The organism is Nesterenkonia aerolata, assembly GCF_031470965.1.
Taxonomy (GTDB): Bacteria; Actinomycetota; Actinomycetes; order Actinomycetales; family Micrococcaceae; genus Nesterenkonia; species Nesterenkonia aerolata.
The window spans coordinates 90,736-112,236 of sequence record NZ_JAVKGR010000006.1; the positions used below are offsets into that span (position 1 = coordinate 90,736).

The following is a 21,501-nucleotide window of genomic DNA, read 5'->3' on the forward strand; positions in this document are numbered from 1 at the left end:
ATATGGGAGGGAGGGTCAGCCCTGTTCCTCGTCGCGGGGGTAGCGCTCCTGCTCACGGGTGCCCTGGGTGAGCTTACGGACGGCGTCGTCGGAGTCGAAGTTCGAGCCGATGGCCCCGGCCACTGTGCCCAACGACGCCGCCAGCCACGCGATCCGCAGATAGCTCACAAACTCCCCGGCATGGTCGACGTCGACGTTATCGGCCATGAACTGCGGATCGATGAGCACCAGGGACAGCGCCAGGATCGCCAGGAACAGCGAAGCGTAGAGCACTGTCACACTGACCACCAGGGACAGCACCGTCGAGGCGTTGTAGATCACCGCCAGCCGCCTGCCGCCCACGCTCCTCGCCCGCTCCCAGAGCCCATTGCTGAGGATCAGCCACGCCACGACGATGGTGATCGCCGCGACGGTGACCGATCCCAGCCGCAGCGGGGAGATGGTGTTGGCCATATCCCAGATGGCGTTGTAGAAGATGCCGAAGGCCGCCGTCGCCGAGGCGGCGGCGAACACACCGGAGAGCCGGGCCAGCGCCCACAGCGGCTCATTGGCCACGGCGATGCCCAGCATGGTCCAGATGCGGCCCGGGAAGGTGAGCTTCGGGGTGACGTAGACCGAGTTGTCCTCGGCGTCCTCCGCCACCCGGCAGGGCAGCCCGCCATGGGCACGCACCTGCTCGACGGAGTCGTGCTCCAGCGCCTCCATCGCGCGGTCCAGATCCCGGCGCAGTGAGCGTTTCACCGCCACCGGCCCCAGCACCGGCAGGGAGATCACGGCCAGGCCACGATCGAAGTCCAGCTCCACCGACTTCGGCCCCACTGAGCCCACACGCGGGATCTCGGTGATGACGACGGCGATGTCGCTGCTGTCCTCGCGGACCCACTGTTGGACGGTGTCGAGGTCCAGAGTGCCGTCGGCACGCAGCGGCAACAGGATCTGCTGGTGGACGACCTCGCTGTCCAGCCGCCAGCTCTGGGCGGGCTCGTCCAGCAGACGCCGCACCATCATCGAGGTCCGCCCGGGATCGGAGTAGATGGCCACCGTCCGTGTGGTTCCGGCGCTGGAGCGGCGCTCCGTCTGGCCTTGGTTCTCCGTCTCCTGGGTGGTCCCGTTCGCGTCGTCGCGCTCTTGTGTCACAAGCCTCTCCCCTGGTTCAGCACACTCGAGTAGTCCCCTGACAGGGAAAAACTCCAGCATACGGGTCCCGGAGCCTGGTGAGGGACTCAGGCGGCGAGCATCTCGCGCACCAGCGGCTTGACCTTGCGTCCGTACAGCTCGATGGCGGCCATCATGTCCTCGTGCGGCAGCGAGGCGTTGCCGTACTTCATGCCGAAGCGGTCGGCACCGAGGACCCGCAGAGTGGAGGCGATCTTCCGCGCCACCGTCTCCGGGGAACCGACGTAGAGCGAACCCTGCTCGACCTCCTGGTCGAAGTGGCTGCGCGGCGGGTTCTGCTGGCCCCATCCGCGTTCGCGGCCGATCTGCCCCATCGCCTCAGACCAGGCGGGGAAGAACGTCTCGGCGGCCTCCTCGTCAGTCTCGGCGACGAATCCGTGGGAGTGCACCGCGACCCGGCGCGGCTCGGTGTGCCCGAACTCCGGGAGTGCGCGGCGGTAGAGCTCTGCGATCGGCGCGAACCGTTCGGGGGCTCCGCCGATGATCGCCAGCTCCAGGCCGACGCCGTGGCGTGCGGCCCGCACAGCGGAGGCCGGGGTGCCGCCGACGGCGATCCACGTGGGCAGCCCGTGCTCGTGGTCTGTGGTCGGGTAGATCCGCTGGCTGGTCAGTCCGGCGCGGGTCCGCCCGGACCAGCTGACGGGGCCCTCGCTGCGCAGCCGGGTGAAGAGTTCGGTCTTCTCCTCGAAGAGCTCGTCGTAGTCGGAGAGTTCGTAGCCGAAGAGCGGGAAGGATTCGATGAAGGACCCTCGGCCCAGGGAGACTTCGGCCCGGCCCCCGGTGAGTCCGTCGATCGTGGCGAAGCGCTGGTAGACCCGGACAGGATCGTCAGAGGAGAGCACCGTGACTGCGGAGATGAGCTTGATCCGCTCAGTGGCGGCTCCGATGGCGGAGAGGACGACGTCGGGAGCTGAGACGGCGAAGTCCGGGCGGTGGTGTTCGCCGACGCCGAAGACGTCGACGCCGACCTCATCGGCGAGCTTGGCCTGGGCGAGCAGATCGCGCAGCACCTCCGGATGGCTCAGGCGGCGGCCCTCGGCGTCGCCGGTGACGTCGCCGAAGGTGTGCAGGCCGAGTTCGACGTGCTCGCTGTGCCGCTCATCGGACCGGGGTCCGGAGTGGTCAACGGACCGGGGTCCGGGACGGTCATCGGACCGGGGTCCGGGGCGGTCATCGGCAGGGCTGGGGGTGGGGGGTGGGGTGAGAGTCAGTCATGTTCTGCACAACATCATCCGCCAGCCCCTCATTCCTTCAATTTTGAACTATCAGTCTGCTACCGGCCCGTTCCGACAGTCAGTCCGCAACCAGTCCGCGGCCGGCAGCACGGCGCACCGCCTCGGTGAGCCGGTCCAGGGCGGGGGTCGCGGTGGTCCAGCGCTGCCAGTACAGCGTGGACTCCGCCGGTCCGATCTCCTCCAGCACAGTCAGCTCCGGGTCCTCACCCTCCAGCACGCCGGCCGGCAGCATCTGCTCGGGGATCATCCCCCAGCCCAGGCCACCGAACACCGCCGCGTTATAGGCCTCCACCGAGGGAATCAGATGCGTCACCGCCGGACGATCCACCCCCACCCGAGTGAGCCCGGCCTGCTGCAGCGGGTCCCGGACGGAGAAGTCCAGCCGCGGCATCCGCGCCAGCTCCAGACCACCGGGGCCGCCGGAGCCACTAGCACCGCCAAGGGCACCGGAGCCACTGGAGCGACTGGAGCCACCGAGGGCACCGGGACCACCGGCGACGTCAGCGCTGCGGTACCGGTCCACCAGTTCCCGGGTCGCCACCGGCCAGTACCGCATGGTCCCCAGCTCCGTGGACCGGCAGCCGGAGACGGGAGCCGGGGATTCCGCCACGGCGGCGAGCACGGTGCCCGAGCGCAGCAGCTGCTGAGTGTGCCCCTGGTCCTCGGAGAGCACATGCAGCTCGATGTCATCCCAGGAGGCGGCTTCACGCAGCACGCTGATGAACCAGGTCGCCAAGGAGTCGGCGTTGACCGCCGCGGAGAGCGTGATGACTTCCCGGGGGTCACCGGCCGCGCGCAGGCCGAGCCGGCGTCGGGCGTCGTCCTCCAACAACACGATCTGCCGGGCGGTGCGCAGCAGATCCGTCCCGGCCGGCGTCGCCTGCACCGGCACTGTGCGGGTCAGCAGCACTTGGCCGACCTCGCGTTCCAGAGACTTGATCCGCTGCGAGAACGCCGAGCCGGAGATGCGCAGCAGGGCGGCCGCGGCGTCGAAGGTGCCTTCATCCACCGCCGTGACGAAGGCACGCAGGTGTTCCGTATTCATTCCACCACTATATGAAGACATCCTTCATATGCTGAAGAATTCTGCGCTGGTACGGATGGTCGCTGAGGCCTGAAGATGGTCTGCGTGACCATCATCTTCACCGGCTTCATCACCTGCTTGGCCCTCATCGTCGCCGTCGGGCCCCAGTCCGCCTGGCAGCTGCGCCAGGGCCTCCGGCGTGACCGCGTCGGCTTGGCGCTGGCGGTCTCCTGGCTGGCGGACACGGCCCTGGTGGTCATGGGGACCGCGGGGGTCGGCGTGGTCCTGGACCGTGCCCCCTGGCTGCTCGAGGCCCTGCGCTGGCTGGGTGCGGCCTACCTGCTCTGGTTCGCCGCCCAGTCCTTCCGCGCCGCGTGGCGCACCGATGAGACCCAGACCCTGCAGGTCAGCTCCAAGGTCAGCTCCAAGGTCAGCCCCGAGACCCGCGACGACGCCCTGGTGGCCACCGCCGCTCTGCCGGTGGTGGATTCGACGACGGCGCACCAGATCAGCACCGCAGCGGCGACCGGCAGCGGGCCGGGTTCCGGCACGCAGCCCGGCGCGGGACATTCAGGTGCCGCGCAGCCGGCGAAGTCCTCTGTGCGCACTGTGGTGCTGATGGGGATCAGCGTGAGCATGCTCAACCCGCACGCCTGGGTGGACACGCTGGTCGTGCTCGGGGCGATGGCCAACTCCTTCGGCGATGGCCGGTGGCTCTTCGCGGCCGGCATCGCACTGGCCTCCCTGCTGTGGTTCAGCCTGCTGCTCTACGGCAGCTCGCTGCTCTCCCGGTGGCTCTCCAGCCCGCGCGTGTGGCAGGGGATCGACGTCGTCGTCGGCGTCACGATGGTCGTGGTGGCCGGGCTGCTGGTCATTCAGGGGCTCTAAAGGGGCTCCGAGCAGACCACCGTCCACCCGCGATGTCGCCGAGCACTTCACCGGCTGCACCCCAGCCGCACATCCCGTGCGCCCCTCCGCCGGGCGGAGTGGACGCCGAGCACAGGTACAGCCGCTCCCCCATCCGGTACGGCGAGAGCAGCGAGGCCGGGCGTCGCAGCAGCTGCCCCGGTGTGGGCACCCCGCCGCTGAGCGAGCCGCCCTCCAGGTTCGGGTTCCACCGCTCCAGCTGCGCCGGCGACCAGATCCTGCGCTCCAGGATCCGGTCCGCCAGACCCGGGGCCTGCGCGGCGATCTCCGCCTCGATCATCCGGGCCGCCTGCACGACGCCGGCGCCCTCCAGCCCGGCGGGGACGTGGGCGTAGGCCCAGCACACTGTGCGCCCGTCATCGGCGCGGGTGTCATCGGCAGCAGCGGGCTGGGCGAGCAGCACGAACGGACGGGCAGGAAGGATCCCCCGCGAGACGGCCCGTTCCGAGGCGATGATCTGACCGTGGCCTCCGCCCAGGTGCACCGTGCCCGCCTGTGACATCTCGGAGTACCGCCAGGGGATCGGCCCGTCGAGCAGCAGGTCGAGCTTGACGATCCCCGGGCCCGGTTTCCAGCCCCGCAGCCGGGAACGGAACTGCGGGGTGATCTCGTCACCGGCGATCCGCAAGAGCTGTGCAGGCGTGACGTCGCAGAGCACGACATCAGCCCCTGCGTCGGCCCCTGCGTCGGAGCCTGTGCCGGCCCGCAGTGCGGCGACGTCGTCGATCCGCCGATCCGTCTGCACAGTGCCGCCGTGATGCTGCAGCACTCTCACCAGCGCGTCGATGAGGCCCTGGGAGCCTCCACGCACCACCGGCCACCCGCTGGTGTGGCCGGCCAGGGCGAAGAGCAGACCGAAGGCCGCGGTGCCGGGCAGTCCCAGCGGTGCCGTGCTGTGGGCCGCCATCCCGGCCAGCAGCGCCCGAGCCGGTTCGTGCTCGAATCGGCGGACCAGCTGGGACAGCGGTGATCCCGCAGCCGGTCCGCGGCGCAGCAGCGCGCCGAGCAGCTCCGCGCTAAGCCACTCACGGGGCTCTTGGAGCAGGTGGCCCGGGGCGGTCATCGCGGCACCGAGCAGCCGCCGGCCCCGCTCAGCGGAGCCCCCGGACCCGATCAGGGGAGCCATGAGTCGCCGCCAGACTTCGCCGTCATCGCCGAGCCCCTGGGCGGTCCGGTCCGGCTCGTGGTGGAGCAGCGCCGGCGGTGCCCCGTCGAGCCCGTGGGCCAGCGGGATCTGCGGATGCGCCCAATCGAGCCCGTGCTCGGTCAACCCCAGCGATGTGAAGGCCGGTGAGGCCGCGCCGAAGGGATGCACGCTGGCACCGAGGTCGCTGAGCGCCGTCGTCTCGGATGAGAAAAGCGGTCCGGATCGCAGCGCACCGCCGGGCTGGGAGGCGGCCTCATAGACGGTGACCTCCCATCCGGCCCGCGCCAGCCGACAGGCCGCAGTCAACCCGTTCGGCCCGGACCCTACGACGGCGGCACGCATCGGCCGATCCGGGGTCCTGCCGGGCCGCCTCACCCCTGCGTCCCGCCCGCCGCGGTCCCGGCCGAGAGCGCGGCGATATTGCGGATGAACACGATGAGCCAGGAGAACAGGATCGCCGCGGCGATGAGCTCCAGCGAGGTGAGGTTGTAATAGCCGATCGGCCGCCAGAGCGCCCCGGCCATCACCAGAGCGCCGGCCCAGAGGAAACACACCAGATAGAAGGCCTTGGGAAATCCGGGCAGCCAATACGGCATCCCCACCAGCAGCACCAGGAAGCAGGCGGCGAAGCTCAGCGTGGAGAGGGAGTGCAGGGCGTTGTGCAGGGTGATGGGCACCAGCCCGACCCCGGCGAGGCTGAGCCCCATCCCGATCATCGCCGCCTGCACCACGCGGATCCGTGGGCGCCGCAGGTGACGCATGATCGCATTGCGCCCGGCAGCCTCCCGGCGTAGGTACCGGTTCCATACTTCCAGGTCCCGGCCGATGAAGGCGCTGAGCGTGGTGATGATCAGCCCGGAGACCACCAGAGTGGTGTTGAAGGTCCAGAAGGAGGTCAGTCCGGCCTGGCCGGTGCCGAGTTCGGAGAACATCACATGCCACCAGAACGGGTTCTCGGCGAAGAGCATCGAGACCAGCATCCCGGAGACCATGAACACCGCCAGCAGCGTCGAGAGGCTGAAGGCGCTGATCCGTGCCGCCGAGTTGAACGCGAAGTACGCCCCGGCTGCACCGACGATCCCCAGCAGCACCGCCCCGGCGATCGTGTCCATGGTCAGTCCGATGAAGGCTTCCTGGAACAGCCGGAAGATCCCGATCGAGAACATCACCGCGATGGAGGAATGGACGACGAGCAGTGCGACAGTGTCGCTGAGCTGCCGCAGCTTCGGCCGCTGCCCCAGCCAGAGGTTCGCCATCCGGGTATTCAGGGAGAATCCCAGCAGGAAAGCCAGCCCGGCGGTGACCCCGCCGACGATGGAGCCGTAGAACTGGATCGATTCTTCTCCGGCCAGCGGAGGCCGGTGTCCGGTGAAGACGACGACGCCGACGATCGCTCCGAGCACCGCGCCACCGATGGCGCTCCAGATCGCCCGGGACTCGATGAGCACCTGCAGCCGCGCCCGGCTGGCCAGCTCCTCCGGTGTCCGCTCGAGCGGATGGGCGGCCTCCTGCACGGCCGCGTAGGCGGCCAGCTGACGCGCAGAGTCCCGCCGGGTGCCCTCGCCCTCGGCCTGTGATCCCTCATCCGGGGCACCTCGACCTGCCAGGTTGTTGCTGTCTTGTGGTTCGCGCTGATCTGCCGGTTCGTGCTGGTCTGCCCGCGACGTCGACGATGAAGACGCCATGAAACGCGGCCACCTCCCCTTCCGATGCGGATGGACCAACAGTCTACGACCAGGCCGTGACATGCCGGGCCGCCCGTGGGCACCAACCCGGCGACTCTGGCCGAGCTGCAGGTCAGCTCCGTAGACTGCCGTTATGTCAGCGCATCCTCATGACGAGAACACCGCAGCCGAAAACACCGCAGCCGAGAAGCCCCGTCGGCTCAACCGCGGTCCGCACACTGTGGCCTATCAGATCACGGTGGACGCCCCCGCCGCCGAGCTCTTCGGGATCCTTATCGATCCGCACCGCCACCATGAGCTCGACGGCTCCGGCACGATCGGAGACACCGCCATCGGCCCGCGCCGGATCTATGAGGGCGATCGGTTCCGGATCGATATGCGCAAATTCGGCGTGCCCTACTCGTTGACGATGCGGGTGACCGAGATCGTCGAGGACCGCGTAGTGGAGTGGCGGCATCCTGCCGGTCATCGTTGGCGCTGGGAGCTGGAGCCGAGCCAGGACGGCACCGCCACCGTGGTCACCGAGTGCTATGACGCCGCAGGTCAGCATGATCTGGTCCGCCGCGGCCTGGAACTGCTGCGGGTCCCGGCGGACAACGCCAACGGAATCAAGGCCTCCTTGCAGAAGGTCCGGGACACCTGGGCATCGAGGTCCGACTGAGCCAGCACAACAGCTGACTCAGTGGCACCGACTCCGGCTGAGTGAGCACTGCTCACCGACAGGGGCGAGTGCGAGAGGAGCGAGCGCGACAGGGGCGAGTGAGTGCTGCGATCTGAACCGCCGTCGGCCCCTTGGCTCCGTGAGCGCCTGACACTGTTGCGGAAGATTCTGCCGACACTATGAGCCACCTTTTCAGAACGATTCCATCACGATGAGTCCGCTTCATCTCCAGAAATGTCGTGAAAGAGTCTGATAAGTGGAATAATCCCAGGTGAACGCGTCGATCGCACCGCACTCGACGTGATACCACTACCCGTAATTCCCCGATGACGACGCCGTCGTCCGGGGGTCACTCAACTCGTCTGGGAGATCCATTGTTCCACCCCGATCTCAATCGCACATTGGTTGTCGCCGCCGACCTGATCAATACTGCTGAGGGGCCGCGCAGCGGTTCCGAGAGCCCCGAAGAGCTCATCACCGTCGAGAGTCTGCGGACTTTCCTCACCGAACGTGAGATGCCGGACTGGCCCGTCAGCCGCTTGGACCGCGCCCAGCTGGGCCGCGTGCTCGAGCTCCGCGAGGCGCTGCGCGGGATCTGGGCCGGCAGCCCCCTGGAGTCCGCGCAGGACCTCTCCGCGCTGAACAGCCTGCTGGAGGGTGTGAGCCTGGCTCTGACCACCGCCTCCGAGGAGGAGTCCGGCGTCCGTGCTGAGCCGGTGCCGGTGAGCCGCGAGCTGGCCGATGTGATGACCGCGCAGATCGGTTACGCCCTCTCCCAGCTGGTCATCCTCGCCGAATCCGCACGGCTGCGCACCTGCCGCGGGGAGGACTGCGAGGCGGTCATCGTCGACCTCACCCGCAACCGCTCCAAGCTGTTCTGCGATTTCGGCAACTGCGCCAACCGCGCCCACGTGCGTGCCTACCGTGCGCGCCAGGCCGCCGCGCGGGAGGCCGCCCGCCGCGAGGACTCCGCGGAGAAGAGCGGCAAGAAGGCCGACAAGGAAAAGGCTGGGAAGACCAACGCCGCGAACGATGACGCCTCCGGGGAAGACCGCCTGGCCAAGCCCAGCGCGAAGGACAAGGCCGCCCAGTTGGATGAGCCGACCTCGGAATCGGCGATCGCCGCCAAGGAGTTCCGCAGCCGGATGCGCGATGAGCTGATGGACTCGCGCGCGAAGCAGGGCAAGAAGAAAGACAAGAAGAAAAAGAAGAACAAGGACGACAAGGGAGACAAGGGAACGGATAAGAAGGGCAAGAAGAGCAAGGATAAGGACAAGAAGAAGTCCAAGAAGTGAGTGCCGGCCCTGCCGATCTCAGTCAGTCTGCATGGGGCGTACCCGCCCCGGAGCGGGTGCGCTCGGTGTGCAGGTTCAGTCCTCTGAGTCGGCAGGGCGCCCATATTTGGGTTCGCCCTCACCGGACTCCCGGGCTTCCTGCGCTTTCTTCCGCGCGGCCTCCCGACGACGTTCGGCCACCTGCTGGCGGTAGAGCTCCTCAGAATTCCGGTTGACCCCGGACCCCTGGGAGAGGTGTTCGGGGTTCTCCCGGGAGGCCAGCTGGAGCATCGAGACCACCAGCAGCGAGACGATGAAGGCGATGCCGAAGGTGATCAGCGCCAGATCCAACCGGGCCTCGTTATCCGTGCCGCCGGTCGCGGCGATCAGCGTGACGAACCCTGCGACGGACCCTAAGACGGCGGAGAAGATCAGCGGAGCCTTGACGGTCTCGATGAGAGACCGACGGCTCTTCTCGTCCTCTGCCAACTGAATCCTTGTCCCTTCCGGTGTGCGCACGGCGCGCAGACGCGCCTGGGACGCGCGAAGCGCCCGATCCAGTCTACGCGCTCAGGCTGACCGGCGACGAACCCTCACTACCCTGTGACGACGGCCCGGGCATCAGCACTGCTCTCAGCATCATGACTCCTCAGCCGCGTTTGGAGTCATGCACCATGCCCGCACCACTGATCAGCAGCAGCACGGCCATGACGATCACACCGGTGCCGGCCATGCCCATCACACCGTGGGGATCGAGTCCCATCGCGGCCAGCAGCCCCAGCCCGGTGGCGGCGCCGATACCGCCGAGCACCATCTGGTCCCGCGCCGGTACGAACTCCTGACGCCCGCGGATCCCGGCGATCAGCTCGGCCGCACCCATCGCCAAGAAACCGATCCCGGCGACGACGGCCGCCGCCGTCGTCGTGCCGACGAAGACTGCCGCGACGCCGGAGAGCACCCAGGCGGCGGCGCCGAAGGCCAGCGGGCCGCGCACGGAGTCAGGCACGACGTCGACGTCTTTGGCGTAGTCCCAGACGGCGGAGGCGCCGATCACGAAGAACCCGGCCAGGGAGAACTTCAGCAGGGTGAGGGTCTCCTCCTGGGAGAAGATCGCCACCACGGCGAAGAGCGCGGTCACCACGGCACGGACCCAGACGGGTCGGATCAGGGCCGCAGCGGTCGGTGCGGGGGTTCTCTTCACAGCCACAGAGGGGAGTCTACTCACCGCGCCTCACCCAGAACCATCCAGCGCTCTCCAGCGGCTCGCACGCCCAAGGTCAGCGCGCGGGCACCGATGAACACGACGGCGAAGCCGATCCACAGCCAGACGATCGCGTCGCTGCCGGACAGCCCCCGCTGGGCGATCCACCACAGCACCGGCAGGTAGACCGCCAGGTTCACGATGCCCGCCACTGCGAGGTAGCGCACGTCACCAGCACCCATGAGCACTCCGTCGAGGACGAACACGTACCCGGCGATGGGCTGGGCCGCGGCGACGACGAACAGGGCGGCGGTGATCATCGAGGCCACCTGGGCGTCGGGGGTGAACAGGCCCGAACCGAACGGTGCGGCCAGCGCGATCACCGCACCGGTGATGACCCCGAATCCCAGCCCCCAGAGAGTCATCACGCGGGTCAGCCGACGAGCGTCGTGTTTCCGGCTGGCGCCGAGCTCCTTGCCGATGAGCGCCTGCGCAGCGATGGCCAGGGCGTCGAGGATGAACGCGAGGGTGGAGAACACGGTGAAGACCACCTGGTGCGCGGCCAAAGCATCGTCTCCGAGGTCGGTGGCCACCAGCACTGTGGCGACGATGGCGACCCTCAGGCTCAGCGTGCGCAGCAGCATCCACCAGCCCACGCTGAACGCGGCCTTCAGCCCGGCACCGTGGAGCCTGAGACCCACCTGGTGGGCGCGCAGCCGCGGCACCAGGATGCGCAGGTAGACCAGCGCCATGCCCCATTGAGCGATGGATGTGCCGATCGCCGCACCGGCCACGCCCAGGCCCACACCGTGGACGAGAACCACATTGAGTACGATGTTCGCCCCGAAACCCACTCCGGCGACGATCAGCGGGGTGGTGGTGTCCTGCATGCCCCGCAGCACACCGGTGGCGGCGAAGACGAGCAGGATGCCGACGAACCCGGGCAGCGACCAGAGCAGATAATCCCAGGCATAGGCGTGGACATTGCCGGTGCCGCCCATCGCACGCAGCAGCGCGCTGCCGCCGAGGAGGCCGAGGACCGCCAGCACGACTCCCAGGATCGCGGCCAGCCACAGCCCGTCGCGCCCGGAGGCCAGCGCCTGCGCCGTCTTTCCTGCGCCGATGTAGCGGGCCACCGCCGGCGTCGTCGAATAGGCCAGGAAGATCATCAGGCCGGTGACGGTCTGCATCACCGTGATGCCCAGCGCCGCCCCGGCGAGCTCCTCAACCCCGAGTCGGCCGAGGATGACAGTGTCGGCGAGCAGGAACGCCGGTTCGGCGACCAATGCGCCCAGGGCCGGGACCGCGAGCGCCAGGATCTGCCGCGGCAGCGGACGCGGGTCCCGGCTGGTGCTGTGCGCGTGCTCTCCGCTCATCCGAGCAGCAGCACCGACTTCAGCGCCGCCTCAGCGACACTGAGCAGCACTCCGGGGGCCTGCTCCAGCTCCGGGACGGTCTCCTCCAGCTGGGGCAGGAGGAAGTACTGCATCGCCAGAGCCATGAAGTTGAAGAAGGCGTGCACCAGCCAGGCGTAGAGCAGGGACCGTCCGCTGAGGATGTAGACCAGCACGAAGACCACGCCCATCATGATGTAGGGCACGACGGCGGCCAGACTGAAGGTGGCCTCCGGGTCGATGAGCTCGACGGTGACGTGCATCAGCGCGAAGAGCACCACCGAGACCGCACCCAGTAGCCACCGGTTGATGAACCGGGAGAGCCGGCCGATGAGCAGGTGCCGGAAAAGGTACTCCTCGACCAGCGGTGCGAGGACGACCATCAGCACTGCAGCGGCGAGGAAGGGCACCTCCTGGAGCATGATCTCGATGTCCTGCTGGTTCTGCGAGACCTCCGGTTCGAGGCCGAAGACGCTGAGGACGGCCACCGTCAGTGCCGAACAGATGATCCCGACCAGCCAGATCACCGGCACGATCAGCAGTTTGGCCCACCACAGCGGGGCGAAGGCACGCACCGAACGCAGCAGCGGCCGCCAGCAGGCCAGCACGACCACCGTGCCGACGATGACGTAGCTGACTCCATTGATCAGGAACCCGGCGACGGCCTGCTCGCCCGCATCGGCGGACTCCGCCATGGTGCCCAAGGGGGTGAACATCACGATCAGCGGGATGATCCCGAGGCTGAAGCCGATGAGGTAGACCAGGACGGCGGCCAGATCCCACCAGCTGAAACGGCCCGGCTCGGCGTCGGGAAGGAACCGTTCGCGGAAGGAAGGGCGCTGCGGCGGGGCGTACTGGTACGGGTACGGCTGCTGGTACTGGTACTGCGGGTACTGCCCATAGGGCTGGCTCGGGTACTGCCCGTAGGGCTGGTTCGGATGCTGCCCGTAGGGCTGGTTCGGATGCTGCCCGTAGGGCTGGTTCGGATAAGGCTGCGGCGGGTGCTGCGCGTACTGATACGACGCATCGTGCTGCGGCGGCGGATACGGGTAACCAGACGTGGCCTGCCGTGCCGAGCGATCCTGAGGCGGCTCCCCCGGAGGGTGATGTGCGGAGAAGGGCTGCTCGCCGGACAAAGGCGGGTGACCCGGCTGCCACGGGTCCTGCTGTTCAGGTGTCGTCATCACCGCCCAGCCTAATGCCCGCCCCTCGGCCCCTCACCCCAGCCACACAGACCGGTCAGGAGCCTCGGAACGAACACGGGAACGCACACGTGTATAGGGGGCACATTCGATAGGCTCATCCCATGCCGTGGTTTGCGTGGATCGCCGTCGTCGGGATCGTGGTGTGGGGACTGCTGGCGCTGGTCGCCATGATCACCGGGCGCACGATGCCCGGCTCCGAAGACTCCTCCGAAGACATCGAGGAGCTGCAACAGCGGATCCAGGAGCTGGAGTCCCAGCTCGGCGCCGCTGACTCCCAGACTCCGCAGATACCGACCCGCCGCGAGGAGAACCTCACCGCCGAGGACCGCTGGCGCCTGGACATGCTCGAAGCCCGCCTGGAGAACCTCGAGAAAGACCGCGACGACGACGGCCCCGCTCGCCCTCACAGCACCTGAACTCCACACCGAACCGCGCACCAAGCCCGGGCACCGAACCGCGCACCAAGCCCGAGCACCGCGGCTCAGGCCATAGCCGCCGGATTCGGCATCAGCATCAGCGCATTGCGCTGCTCACGCAGCCTCCGCGCCTTCTCCGCCACCGCATGATCCTCATCGGTGATCGGCTGCCACGGAGTGATGTGCCGCGGCGAACCATCCTGATCCGGGGCGATCATCACCGGCAGGCCATAGGCCACCTGCTCCGGACGGGTCTCCCATCGGGAACCGGAACGGACACTGACCAGCACATGCATCGCGGTCTGGGCGGTCAGCACCAGCCGAGCATCAACCTCTACCAGATCACCGGTGCGCACCGGCCGGTAGAAACGCACTCCCCCGGTGACCGCAGCCACCGCGTGATACCCGCAGTAGCGCTCCGCACAGATCTGCGCGGCCTGGTCGATCCACCGCATCACCTCACCACCGCGGATCTTGCCGTCCGGGTAGCGCTCCTCGGAATCCGCCAGGAACCGCAGGGTCAGCGCCTCCGAGGTGCCCATCCCCTCCGGCAGTGAGTGGATGGTCTCCTCCAGCTGCCCGCGTGAGGCGATCCGCCGCAGCGCATCGGCATCACGCTGACGCTGCCGCTGCGTCGTCGGCTCGAAAGGCTCCACCGGAGTCGGACGTCCCTCGGAGTCCACCGCCACGTAGATCATCATGCACTCGGTGACCACCTCCCAGGACTGATCCTCCCGGCGGACCAACACCCGCGCCTGGATATGCACCGAGGTCGTCCCGGTGTGCACCAGCCGCGCCTGCACCGTCACCGGGCGCCCCTTCGGCACCGGCGTCGTGAAATGCATATTGCCCACATAAGAGGTCACACAGTCCGCGCGGGCCCAGGACGCCGCACACGCGTAGGCGGTCCGGTCAATCCAGTCGACCACCGTGCCTCCGGGCACAGCGCGGTCCGACGAAGTCCCCTGGACCTCGTGGAACGTGAGCTCAATCGTGCTGCGCCGGGCCATGTGACGAAGGTAGCATCGGTGCGCCGGTTCCGGTGTGCACCTGTGGAACCCGACCGTCGCCGACATAGGATAGGCACGGCCGTCGATCTCCGAAGGAACCTTCATGCACCCGTTCGAGAACCCCTTCCAGCACCCCGACGAAGCCAAGCGGCACGCACTGCGCCACTTCCGGGCCGTCCTCTTCGACATGGACGGCGTCGTCACCGACACCGCCGGCGTCCATGCCCGCGCGTGGAAACAGCTCTTCGACACCGCGCTGCCCGAGATCGCCGGATCCCCGCAGCCGGAGTTCACCGACTCCGACTACCTGAACTTTGTCGACGGCCGCCCCCGGCTCGACGGCGTGCGCTCCCTGCTCGACGCGCGCAACCTCCCCGTCCGCGAGGGGTCCCCGCATGACGGCCCCGCCACGCTCACCGTCCACGGGCTCGCCGCCCGCAAACAGCAGTACTTCGAGGAAGCAGTAGCCGCCGACGGCGTCGCCGTCTTCGATGCCACCGTGGAGCTGGTGCGTCAGCTGCGCGCCCGCGGCGTCCCCACTGCGCTGGTGACCTCCTCACGTAACGGCCGCAGCATCCTCCACGGGGCAGGCCTGCTGGAAGAGTTCGATGCGATCGTCGACGGCACCGACGGAGCCAAGCTGCGCCTGCCGGGCAAACCGAACCCGGCGATGTTCCTCCACGCCGCGAAACTGCTCGGTGTAGAACCGCAGGACGCCGTCGTCGTCGAAGACGCCGGATCCGGGGTCGAGGCTGGACGCCGCGGGAACTTCGGCATGGTGGTGGGGCTAGACCGCGGTGAAGGCCCCCAGCGACTGAAGGAGCACGGTGCCGACGTCGTCGTCGACGACATCACCGCCCTGCAGCTGGCCACCCGCACCACACCGCCCTTCGACCCCGACTGGGTGCTCCGCTACGACGACTTCGACCCCGAGCAGGAACCCACCCGTGAAGCCCTGTGCACCCTGGCCAACGGCTACTGGGGCACCCGCGGAGCGGTTCCGGGCACGACGGCAGGCTCGCTGCACTACCCGGGGACCTACATCGCCGGAGTGTTCAACCGGCTGAAGACCAACCTGATGGGCCGCACCGTGGAGACCGAGCACATGGTCAACGTGCCGGACTGGACCTCCATGCTGGTCACCCCGGAGGAGGGACAACCGCTGCTGCCGGAGTCCTCCGCGCTGATCGACTACCGCCAAGAGCTCGATATGCGCCGAGGACTGCTGAGCCGGACCATGCGGTTCGAAGACGAGCAGGGCCGGCGGACCCGGGTGCACACCCGGCAGCTGCAGTCCCTGGCGGGTGTGCAGCTGGCGGCCATCCAGATGACCATCGAAGCGGAGAACTGGTCCGGCGGCGTGAGCATCCGCTCGATGATCGACGGACGGGTGGCCAACCGCAACGTCGAGGCGGACCGGCAGCTGGCCGGCAACCACCTGGAATCGGTGGAATCGATGGAGCTCGACGGCGACACCGTGCTGCTGGAGACCATGACCAACCAGTCACAGGTGCGCATCGGCATCGCCGCCCGGACACGGGTCATGGAGAACGGCACCACGCAGCCGATACGTCGGCCCGTCGTCGAATCCGATCTGGTGGCCGGTCAGGACATCTCGCTGCAGGTCAAAGAGGGGCGCCCGGTCACCCTGGAGAAGACCACCGCGGTGGCGAACTCCCGGGACCACGCGCTCTCCACAGTGGCCGATTCAGTGGCCAAACGGGTGCGCCGGGCCTCCGACTTCCGCTCGCTGCTGACCTACCACGAGGAGATGTGGGGGCTGCTGTGGCACCGGTTCGCAGTATCGATCGGGCCCGGGCACCAGCGCCAGCAGATGGCGCTGAACCTGCACACCTTCCATGTGTTGCAGACCGCGTTCGGGGCACGGCAGGAGCTCGACGCCGGCGTCGGCGCCCGCGGACTGCACGGCGAGGGCTACCGGGGCCACCTGTTCTGGGACGAGATGTACGTCTACCCGATGCTCACACTGCGCCGCCCGGAGCTGACCCGCGGGATCCTGCTGTACCGGTTCCGCAGGCTTGGCGAGGCCCGGGCGATGGCCCGCGAGGAGGGCTATGAGGGGGCGATGTACCCCTGGCAGGGTGGCTCCGACGGCCGGGAGGAGACCCCGACGGAACTGTGGAACCCGCGCTCGCAGATGTGGATGCCGGACAACTCGCACCGGCAGCGGCACGTCTCCTTGGCGATCGCCTACTCGGTGCTGCAGTATTTCGAAGCCACGCAGGACTACACGTTCCTCTCCGACTGCGGGGCGGAGATGCTGGTGGAGATCAGCCGGTTCTTCGCCTCGATGACCACCTACGACGCCGACGCCGACCGCTACGACATCGACGGCGTGATGGGCCCGGATGAATACCACGACGGCTACCCGGACACTCCCGGATCCGGGCTGCGCAACAACGCCTACACCAACGTGCTGACCTCCTGGGTGCTGCGGCGCACGGCCCTGCTGGTTCGGGATCTCGACGGCCGCGATGACCCGCTCTCGGAGTGGTTGGACATCTTCCCCGATGAGCTGGACCGGTGGTCGCACATCGCCCAGCGGCTGCGGGTGCCGTTCCACTCCGACGGGGTGATCAGTCAGTTCGAGGGCTACGAGGATCTGCTCGAGTTCGACTGGGAGGGCTACACCGCGCGGTACGGCAACATCGGGCGGCTGGATCTGATCCTGCAGGCTGAGGGCGATCAGACCAACCGGTACAAGCTCTCGAAACAGGCCGATGTGCTGATGCTGTACTACCTGTTCTCCGCCCAGGAGCTCATCGAGACGATGGCGCATATGGGCTACGAGCTCACGATGGAGCAGTGTCGGCGCACAGTGGAGTATTACCTGGCGCGTTCGGCGCACGGATCGACGCTTTCGCGGCTGGTGCACAGCTGGGTGGCGGCACGCTTCGACCGCACCGGGTCCTGGTCCATGTTCAAGGAGGCGTTGGAGGCTGACCTGGCTGACACCCAGGGTGGGACCACCCGGGAGGGTATCCATCTGGGGGCGATGGCCGGGACCGTGGACATGGTGCTGCGCTGCTACGCCGGCGTGGAGACCCGTGCTGATGCGCTGTGGCTGCACCCGCTGCTGCCGGATGAGCTGCCGGAGATCACTTTCCGCATGCGGTACCGCAATCAGCCGATCCTGGTGCACGTGGATCACGACGAGGTCACGTTGAAGCTCTCTGAGGGCTCAGCCCAGCCGATCGACGTCAATGTGGAGGGGCAGGCGAAGCAGCTGCACCCCGGGGAGAGCTGGTCTGTGCGGTTGGGGCACTATGCGCGGCAGGAGTCGGCGGGGGTGCATGGCAGCGTGGAGCGGCTGCTGACCGAGCCCGCCGACGTCGACGCCTGACCCTGATATCGAGTATCCCTGGGTTTGTGAGTAATCCCGCCGTATGTTCCACGGGATACCTCACAAAGCCAGGGATACTGGATCGGAGGGGAGGCAGTAGTGAGCAAGAACGGGGAGCTGCCCATCGCGGAGTTCGGTGCGCCCGGGCAGATGCGTGATGCACTCATCACCGCCATCCTTTCCGGGCAGAAGACGACGACGTCGTCGCTGGTGCAGCAATATGCCGCCTCCGACGAGCCGCTCCCACAGGCGGGTGTCCGGTGGCTCCTGATGGACTCGCACAGTCGCGGAGTGGGCGTCATCGAGACCGTGGCCGTCGACGTCATGCCGCTGGCAGAGGTTCCCCTCCAGCACGCGATCGATGAGGGCGAAGGCTTCACCACGGTGGCCCAGTGGCGTGCGGCCCATGAGTCCTACTGGCGCTCCCCGCAACTGACCCAGGAGCTGGGGCACGCGGTCCAGCTCGACGACGACACTCCCGTCGTCCTCGAACGCTTCCTCCTCCGGAATATCGAGAATCCCTGGGTTTGTGAGTAATCCCGCCGTATGTTCCACGGGATACCTCACAAAGCCAGGGATTCTCGATCCAGGGGCGGGAAATAGCGTGATCAGACGCATCTGCCGCACTCCACCACCTAGCCTGGGGATCCGTGGAGTTCCTCCGACGGCACGGTGTACATCACGACGAATCCGCACATGCCTGCAACAACGGCGGCGACGATGCTCGGACGCAGCAGCACCTCAGACGCCCATGTGACCAGCTGCGGCAGCGCCACGATCGAGCCGACGATCTGCAGCATCACCATGATCACTGCCAACGCCAAGAACCCTGCCAGCGCCACCACGAAAAGTGCGGTGAAGATCCTGCGTAATGTGGCTTTCATCGCCTCTTCTCCTCACGAAGTAGGTATGGGGACGATCCCGAGGGCGACCAGCACTCCCAGGATGTAGAACGGAAGCACGTAGTAGATCAGCAGCGGGATGAACATCTTCTCCGGCCGGGCCCCTGTGATGCCGGAAGCCACGAAGATCGACCCAGACGCCGGCGGTGACGCGCCTTCAGTAGAGGCGAAGACCAGCAGAGCCACAACGGCCAACAACGGATCCACCCCTGCAGCAACCAGCGTGGTCAATGCCATATAACCGACGGCGGTCAACGTGGCGGCGGAGGTCAGCGGCCCAGCGACAATCACCACGAACGCACCGACGATGATCACCAGCAGCCATACCGGGATTTCCACCGTGTCCAGAAGGTTCTCGACATCGGTCGACAGCCCGAGGTGTTCCAGGATGGTGCTGGCCGCCACGGCGAAGAACAGGATCGCGATGATGGTGTAGAAGCGCGGAGCCGCATCACGGAACAGCTCCCACCAGCCCCGAGACGACCGCGGCAGCTGCCTCCACGCGATAGCCATACCGATTAGAAGCATCAGCACAGGGATCCAGGTGATCAGTGAGATGTCATCATGAGCTTCACCGATGACATCTGGGCGCGTCAGATAGCCAGCCAGCGGACCCGCGCTGACGAGGATGGGGATCACCGCCCCGAGAACGATCAACGTAGAGGTCCATCCGTGGCTCCATGAGGTGCGCAAGGGCATCAGCTCATCATTGGGAACCGGTTGAATCCGGTCACGGCGGACGAACCAGAAGATCAGGATCAGCCGGATGAGCACCTGGTACGCACCAGCGGCAAGAAGTCCCACGTATACTCCGCTCGTGGTGACCAGTGATCCCGCTAATCCGATCATGATGACCATCGACGCGCTGGGCGGCAGCGCAGCCCCCAACCCGGCATTACCGGCGATGACGGTCGCTGCACGGGTGCGGGACCACCCGGAACTGATCATCCATGGGCCGGTAATCGAGCCCGATGCCGCGGCATTTCCGGTGTTGGAGCCACCCGCCACAGCACCCATCGCACCCGATGTCACGGTGTCCACCAGCGCTGGACCTCCCCTGAGACGCCCCAGTGCTGAGGACAGAATGTCGACGAGCTTCTGAATGATGCCGAGCCGTTCGACCAGATAGGCCATAAACACGAAGGCCGTAGCTGCGTAGAGGACCTCCTGTTCTGTGGCCTCTGCGAAGGAACGCAGAATCAGCGCGGGTGCATCCGCACCGGCGAACAAGGCAGCCGCGAGGAAGCCCAACGCCATTCCTTCGCCCATATTTCGTTTGACGATGACGACCCAGATGATGATCACGGCGATAAACACCGCCATAGCAATCAGTGCGATAGGCACGGTCTCTCTCCTCTGCAGGCTCTCTGCACCTTGAGCAAGGCGCCTCACGCATCCCGGATCGCACGGCGGCGTCGTTCTTCATCCTCTAGGACGGCTTCGGCTGCGGCGATGGCAGAACTGACCTCACTCGGTGGGAGGAACAGGACACCCTCGGCATCAGCGACGACGACGTCGCCGTGATGACAGACCGCATGACCAACAGCAACTGACTCCCTGAGCCGACCGGGTCCGCCCTTATACGGCCCGGCCGCACTGACGCCGCCCGCCCAGACGGGCAGCCCGGCCTCAGCGATGCCGTCGACGTCACGCACGGCACCGTCGAGCACGATGCCGACGACACCAGCGGCGAGCGCCCGCTCGGCGATGAGTTCACCCAACAGGGCGCGCTCCGTACCGGACTCCGCGGAGATTACCAACACGTCACCGCTCCGGACTTCCTGCAGCGCACGGTGCAGCGCCTGATTATCACCGGCGTGGGTGGAGACGGTGAACGCCCGTCCGGCGATTGCGGGGCAGTTCCATACGGGGTGTACTGCCCCGCCGACGAATCCGAGCCGGTCACCGCCGTCGCCCAGCGCCGCTGTCGGCAGACTGCGCAACGTACCCAGCGCGTCAACATCGACCACGGTCCGCCGGGCGAGCAGCCGATGCCGCTCCATCGCGGCGTGGGTCACCGGCCAGGTTCCTCCGAGATCTGCGATCAGTTCGAGGCTGTCGGCAAGTTCTGCACTGCGGCGACCAGCATGGATCTCGGTACCGCTGGCCAGGCGTTCAAGAGTCTCGTGACCGCCGGTGAGAACCTCGGCGATCTGCTCCCGCACCCAGGCGGGTTCGCCGAGTCCATCGGCGGCCTCGACCGTCTCGTGGATCAGGGCACCGAGACCCTTCATGAAGATGCTCCTGACGAGCTTACGGCGCGTGGCATCGCCGACGGTTCCATCGAGTGTGGTCACCCGGGTGCCTGCCTGCTGCAGCAGCTCAGCGGCGCGGTCGCTTCCCGGCCCGGCCAACAGCACCTGCACTGCGGCCCCATGCTGGCGCACCGATCCGATCACTGCGCCGTCGACGACTGTGATCTCAGTGCCCAGGGCCTCGGCAACCTCCTCTTTGACCTGCGGCGCAGAGGCGTTGAGATCGATGAAGACGGCACCGGGTGCCAGTGCCGGATGCGCTGCCTGGGCAGCTGACACGGCAAAACGCGCTGTAGTCAGCGAGAGGACGAGCTCAGAGTCCTCCGCCGCCTCACTGGCTGAATCTACTCTCCGGATACCGCTGGGGGCCTCCACCGGTCCGGGGTCGAATCCGACGACGTCGTGGCCTGCATCGCGGTACGCCTCAGCGAAGATCCGCCCGGCCTCCCCCAAACCTAGAACTGCCACTCGCATGACGCGCTCCTCTCGCTCAGTGATAACTCATATCGTTTATCGAATATGAGTACCGTCACATGATTGCCCTGTGATGTCAAACACAGAGTGGCAGGCGATCCGGCACTCACTAGACTGTCCGGGACGATGACAGACCACCTCTCTGACGAAA

General features: G+C 67.3%; 19 protein-coding genes. 6 read left to right on the top strand and 13 right to left on the bottom strand.

The features are described 5' to 3' along the window. Positions 1–15: 15 nt before the first annotated feature. The 3 genes from RIL96_RS06965 to RIL96_RS06975 form a co-directional block, all read right to left on the bottom strand. A complete protein-coding gene (locus tag RIL96_RS06965; RefSeq protein WP_310548290.1) occupies positions 16–1,137 on the bottom strand; it encodes a hypothetical protein in 1,122 nt (373 codons plus the stop codon). Positions 1,138–1,223: 86 nt separating this feature from the next. Continuing rightward, positions 1,224–2,246, bottom strand: a complete 1,023-nt coding sequence (locus RIL96_RS06970; protein ID WP_310548333.1) for an LLM class flavin-dependent oxidoreductase — start codon at positions 2,244–2,246, stop codon at positions 1,224–1,226. A gap of 223 nt (positions 2,247–2,469) precedes the next feature. Continuing rightward, a complete protein-coding gene (locus tag RIL96_RS06975; protein WP_310548291.1) occupies positions 2,470–3,456 on the bottom strand; it encodes an ArgP/LysG family DNA-binding transcriptional regulator in 987 nt (328 codons plus the stop codon). Positions 3,457–3,540: 84 nt separating this feature from the next. Between RIL96_RS06975 and RIL96_RS06980 the strand changes: the two genes are divergently transcribed. Further along, the gene (locus RIL96_RS06980) at positions 3,541–4,323 is read left to right on the top strand and encodes a LysE/ArgO family amino acid transporter (protein ID WP_310548292.1); all 783 of its coding nucleotides are present in this window, start codon (positions 3,541–3,543) and stop codon (positions 4,321–4,323) included. Here the strand turns inward: RIL96_RS06980 and RIL96_RS06985 are convergent. Together RIL96_RS06985 and RIL96_RS06990 are read right to left on the bottom strand one after the other, a co-directional pair. Continuing rightward, positions 4,307–5,851 (bottom strand): phytoene desaturase family protein, encoded by a 1,545-nt coding sequence (locus tag RIL96_RS06985; protein ID WP_310548293.1) that lies wholly within the window; start codon positions 5,849–5,851, stop codon positions 4,307–4,309. The two genes, RIL96_RS06980 and RIL96_RS06985, sit on opposite strands and share 17 nt — an antisense overlap. Before the next feature lie 29 nt (positions 5,852–5,880). Next, complete coding sequence (locus tag RIL96_RS06990) at positions 5,881–7,194, bottom strand: hypothetical protein (RefSeq protein WP_310548294.1); 1,314 nt, start codon at positions 7,192–7,194, stop codon at positions 5,881–5,883. Positions 7,195–7,327: 133 nt separating this feature from the next. Between RIL96_RS06990 and RIL96_RS06995 the strand changes: the two genes are divergently transcribed. Together RIL96_RS06995 and RIL96_RS07000 are read left to right on the top strand one after the other, a co-directional pair. Further along, positions 7,328–7,855 carry an SRPBCC family protein gene (locus RIL96_RS06995; RefSeq protein ID WP_310548295.1) on the top strand — a complete coding sequence of 176 codons (528 nt, stop codon included), beginning with the start codon at positions 7,328–7,330 and terminating at the stop codon, positions 7,853–7,855. A gap of 374 nt (positions 7,856–8,229) precedes the next feature. Next, the gene (locus RIL96_RS07000; protein WP_310548296.1) at positions 8,230–9,150 is read left to right on the top strand and encodes a CGNR zinc finger domain-containing protein; all 921 of its coding nucleotides are present in this window, start codon (positions 8,230–8,232) and stop codon (positions 9,148–9,150) included. A gap of 75 nt (positions 9,151–9,225) precedes the next feature. Here RIL96_RS07000 and RIL96_RS07005 read toward each other — a convergent pair whose 3' ends face one another. The 4 genes from RIL96_RS07005 to RIL96_RS07020 all read right to left on the bottom strand — a co-directional run bounded on the left by RIL96_RS07005 (position 9,226) and on the right by RIL96_RS07020 (position 12,908). Continuing rightward, the gene (locus RIL96_RS07005) at positions 9,226–9,618 is read right to left on the bottom strand and encodes a hypothetical protein (RefSeq protein ID WP_310548297.1); all 393 of its coding nucleotides are present in this window, start codon (positions 9,616–9,618) and stop codon (positions 9,226–9,228) included. A gap of 160 nt (positions 9,619–9,778) precedes the next feature. Then, positions 9,779–10,336, bottom strand: a complete 558-nt coding sequence (locus RIL96_RS07010) for a hypothetical protein (RefSeq protein WP_310548298.1) — start codon at positions 10,334–10,336, stop codon at positions 9,779–9,781. A 14-nt stretch (positions 10,337–10,350) separates the two neighbouring features. After that, entirely contained in the window at positions 10,351–11,706 is a 1,356-nt protein-coding gene (locus RIL96_RS07015; RefSeq protein WP_310548299.1) for an MATE family efflux transporter, read from the bottom strand. Next, positions 11,703–12,908: a CPBP family intramembrane glutamic endopeptidase gene (locus RIL96_RS07020; protein ID WP_310548300.1), complete on the bottom strand. Its 1,206-nt coding sequence runs from the start codon at positions 12,906–12,908 to the stop codon at positions 11,703–11,705. The genes RIL96_RS07015 and RIL96_RS07020 overlap by 4 nt, the downstream gene beginning before the upstream one ends. Positions 12,909–13,030: 122 nt before the next feature. Between RIL96_RS07020 and RIL96_RS07025 the strand changes: the two genes are divergently transcribed. Continuing rightward, on the top strand, positions 13,031–13,345 hold the full coding sequence (locus RIL96_RS07025) for a hypothetical protein (protein ID WP_310548301.1): 315 nt from the start codon (positions 13,031–13,033) through the stop codon (positions 13,343–13,345). Between the two features lie 65 nt (positions 13,346–13,410). Here RIL96_RS07025 and RIL96_RS07030 read toward each other — a convergent pair whose 3' ends face one another. Beyond that, positions 13,411–14,355 carry an acyl-CoA thioesterase gene (locus RIL96_RS07030; RefSeq protein WP_310548302.1) on the bottom strand — a complete coding sequence of 315 codons (945 nt, stop codon included), beginning with the start codon at positions 14,353–14,355 and terminating at the stop codon, positions 13,411–13,413. 103 nt (positions 14,356–14,458) lie between these two features. Here RIL96_RS07030 and RIL96_RS07035 point away from each other — a divergent pair, with 103 nt between their 5' ends. Together RIL96_RS07035 and RIL96_RS07040 are read left to right on the top strand one after the other, a co-directional pair. After that, the gene (locus RIL96_RS07035; RefSeq protein ID WP_310548303.1) at positions 14,459–17,719 is read left to right on the top strand and encodes a beta-phosphoglucomutase family hydrolase; all 3,261 of its coding nucleotides are present in this window, start codon (positions 14,459–14,461) and stop codon (positions 17,717–17,719) included. A 99-nt stretch (positions 17,720–17,818) separates the two neighbouring features. Next, a complete protein-coding gene (locus RIL96_RS07040; protein ID WP_310548304.1) occupies positions 17,819–18,256 on the top strand; it encodes an ASCH domain-containing protein in 438 nt (145 codons plus the stop codon). A gap of 98 nt (positions 18,257–18,354) precedes the next feature. Here the strand turns inward: RIL96_RS07040 and RIL96_RS07045 are convergent, their stop codons facing one another. The 3 genes from RIL96_RS07045 to RIL96_RS07055 are packed head-to-tail and all read right to left on the bottom strand — an operon-like array spanning position 18,355 to position 21,350. Continuing rightward, positions 18,355–18,603: a hypothetical protein gene (locus tag RIL96_RS07045; protein ID WP_310548305.1), complete on the bottom strand. Its 249-nt coding sequence runs from the start codon at positions 18,601–18,603 to the stop codon at positions 18,355–18,357. A 12-nt stretch (positions 18,604–18,615) separates the two neighbouring features. Beyond that, entirely contained in the window at positions 18,616–19,965 is a 1,350-nt protein-coding gene (locus tag RIL96_RS07050) for a TRAP transporter large permease subunit (protein ID WP_310548306.1), read from the bottom strand. Between the two features lie 44 nt (positions 19,966–20,009). Continuing rightward, on the bottom strand, positions 20,010–21,350 hold the full coding sequence (locus tag RIL96_RS07055; RefSeq protein ID WP_310548307.1) for an RraA family protein: 1,341 nt from the start codon (positions 21,348–21,350) through the stop codon (positions 20,010–20,012). Positions 21,351–21,501 lie beyond the last annotated feature (151 nt).

Excerpts from the sequence above, each read along its gene's own strand:
- RIL96_RS07045 (WP_310548305.1), bottom strand. The coding sequence starts at position 18,603 with ATGAAAGCCACATTACGCAGGATCTTCACCGCACTTTTCGTGGTGGCG.
- RIL96_RS07020 (WP_310548300.1), bottom strand. The coding sequence starts at position 12,908 with ATGACGACACCTGAACAGCAGGACCCGTGGCAGCCGGGTCACCCGCCT.
- RIL96_RS07030 (WP_310548302.1), bottom strand. The coding sequence starts at position 14,355 with ATGGCCCGGCGCAGCACGATTGAGCTCACGTTCCACGAGGTCCAGGGG.
- RIL96_RS07035 (WP_310548303.1), top strand. The coding sequence starts at position 14,459 with ATGCACCCGTTCGAGAACCCCTTCCAGCACCCCGACGAAGCCAAGCGG.
- RIL96_RS06995 (WP_310548295.1), top strand. The coding sequence starts at position 7,328 with ATGTCAGCGCATCCTCATGACGAGAACACCGCAGCCGAAAACACCGCA.
- RIL96_RS06985 (WP_310548293.1), bottom strand. The coding sequence starts at position 5,851 with ATGCGTGCCGCCGTCGTAGGGTCCGGGCCGAACGGGTTGACTGCGGCC.
- RIL96_RS07015 (WP_310548299.1), bottom strand. The coding sequence starts at position 11,706 with ATGAGCGGAGAGCACGCGCACAGCACCAGCCGGGACCCGCGTCCGCTG.
- RIL96_RS07055 (WP_310548307.1), bottom strand. The coding sequence starts at position 21,350 with ATGCGAGTGGCAGTTCTAGGTTTGGGGGAGGCCGGGCGGATCTTCGCT.
- RIL96_RS06990 (WP_310548294.1), bottom strand. The coding sequence starts at position 7,194 with ATGGCGTCTTCATCGTCGACGTCGCGGGCAGACCAGCACGAACCGGCA.
- RIL96_RS07025 (WP_310548301.1), top strand. The coding sequence starts at position 13,031 with ATGCCGTGGTTTGCGTGGATCGCCGTCGTCGGGATCGTGGTGTGGGGA.
- RIL96_RS06975 (WP_310548291.1), bottom strand. The coding sequence starts at position 3,456 with ATGAATACGGAACACCTGCGTGCCTTCGTCACGGCGGTGGATGAAGGC.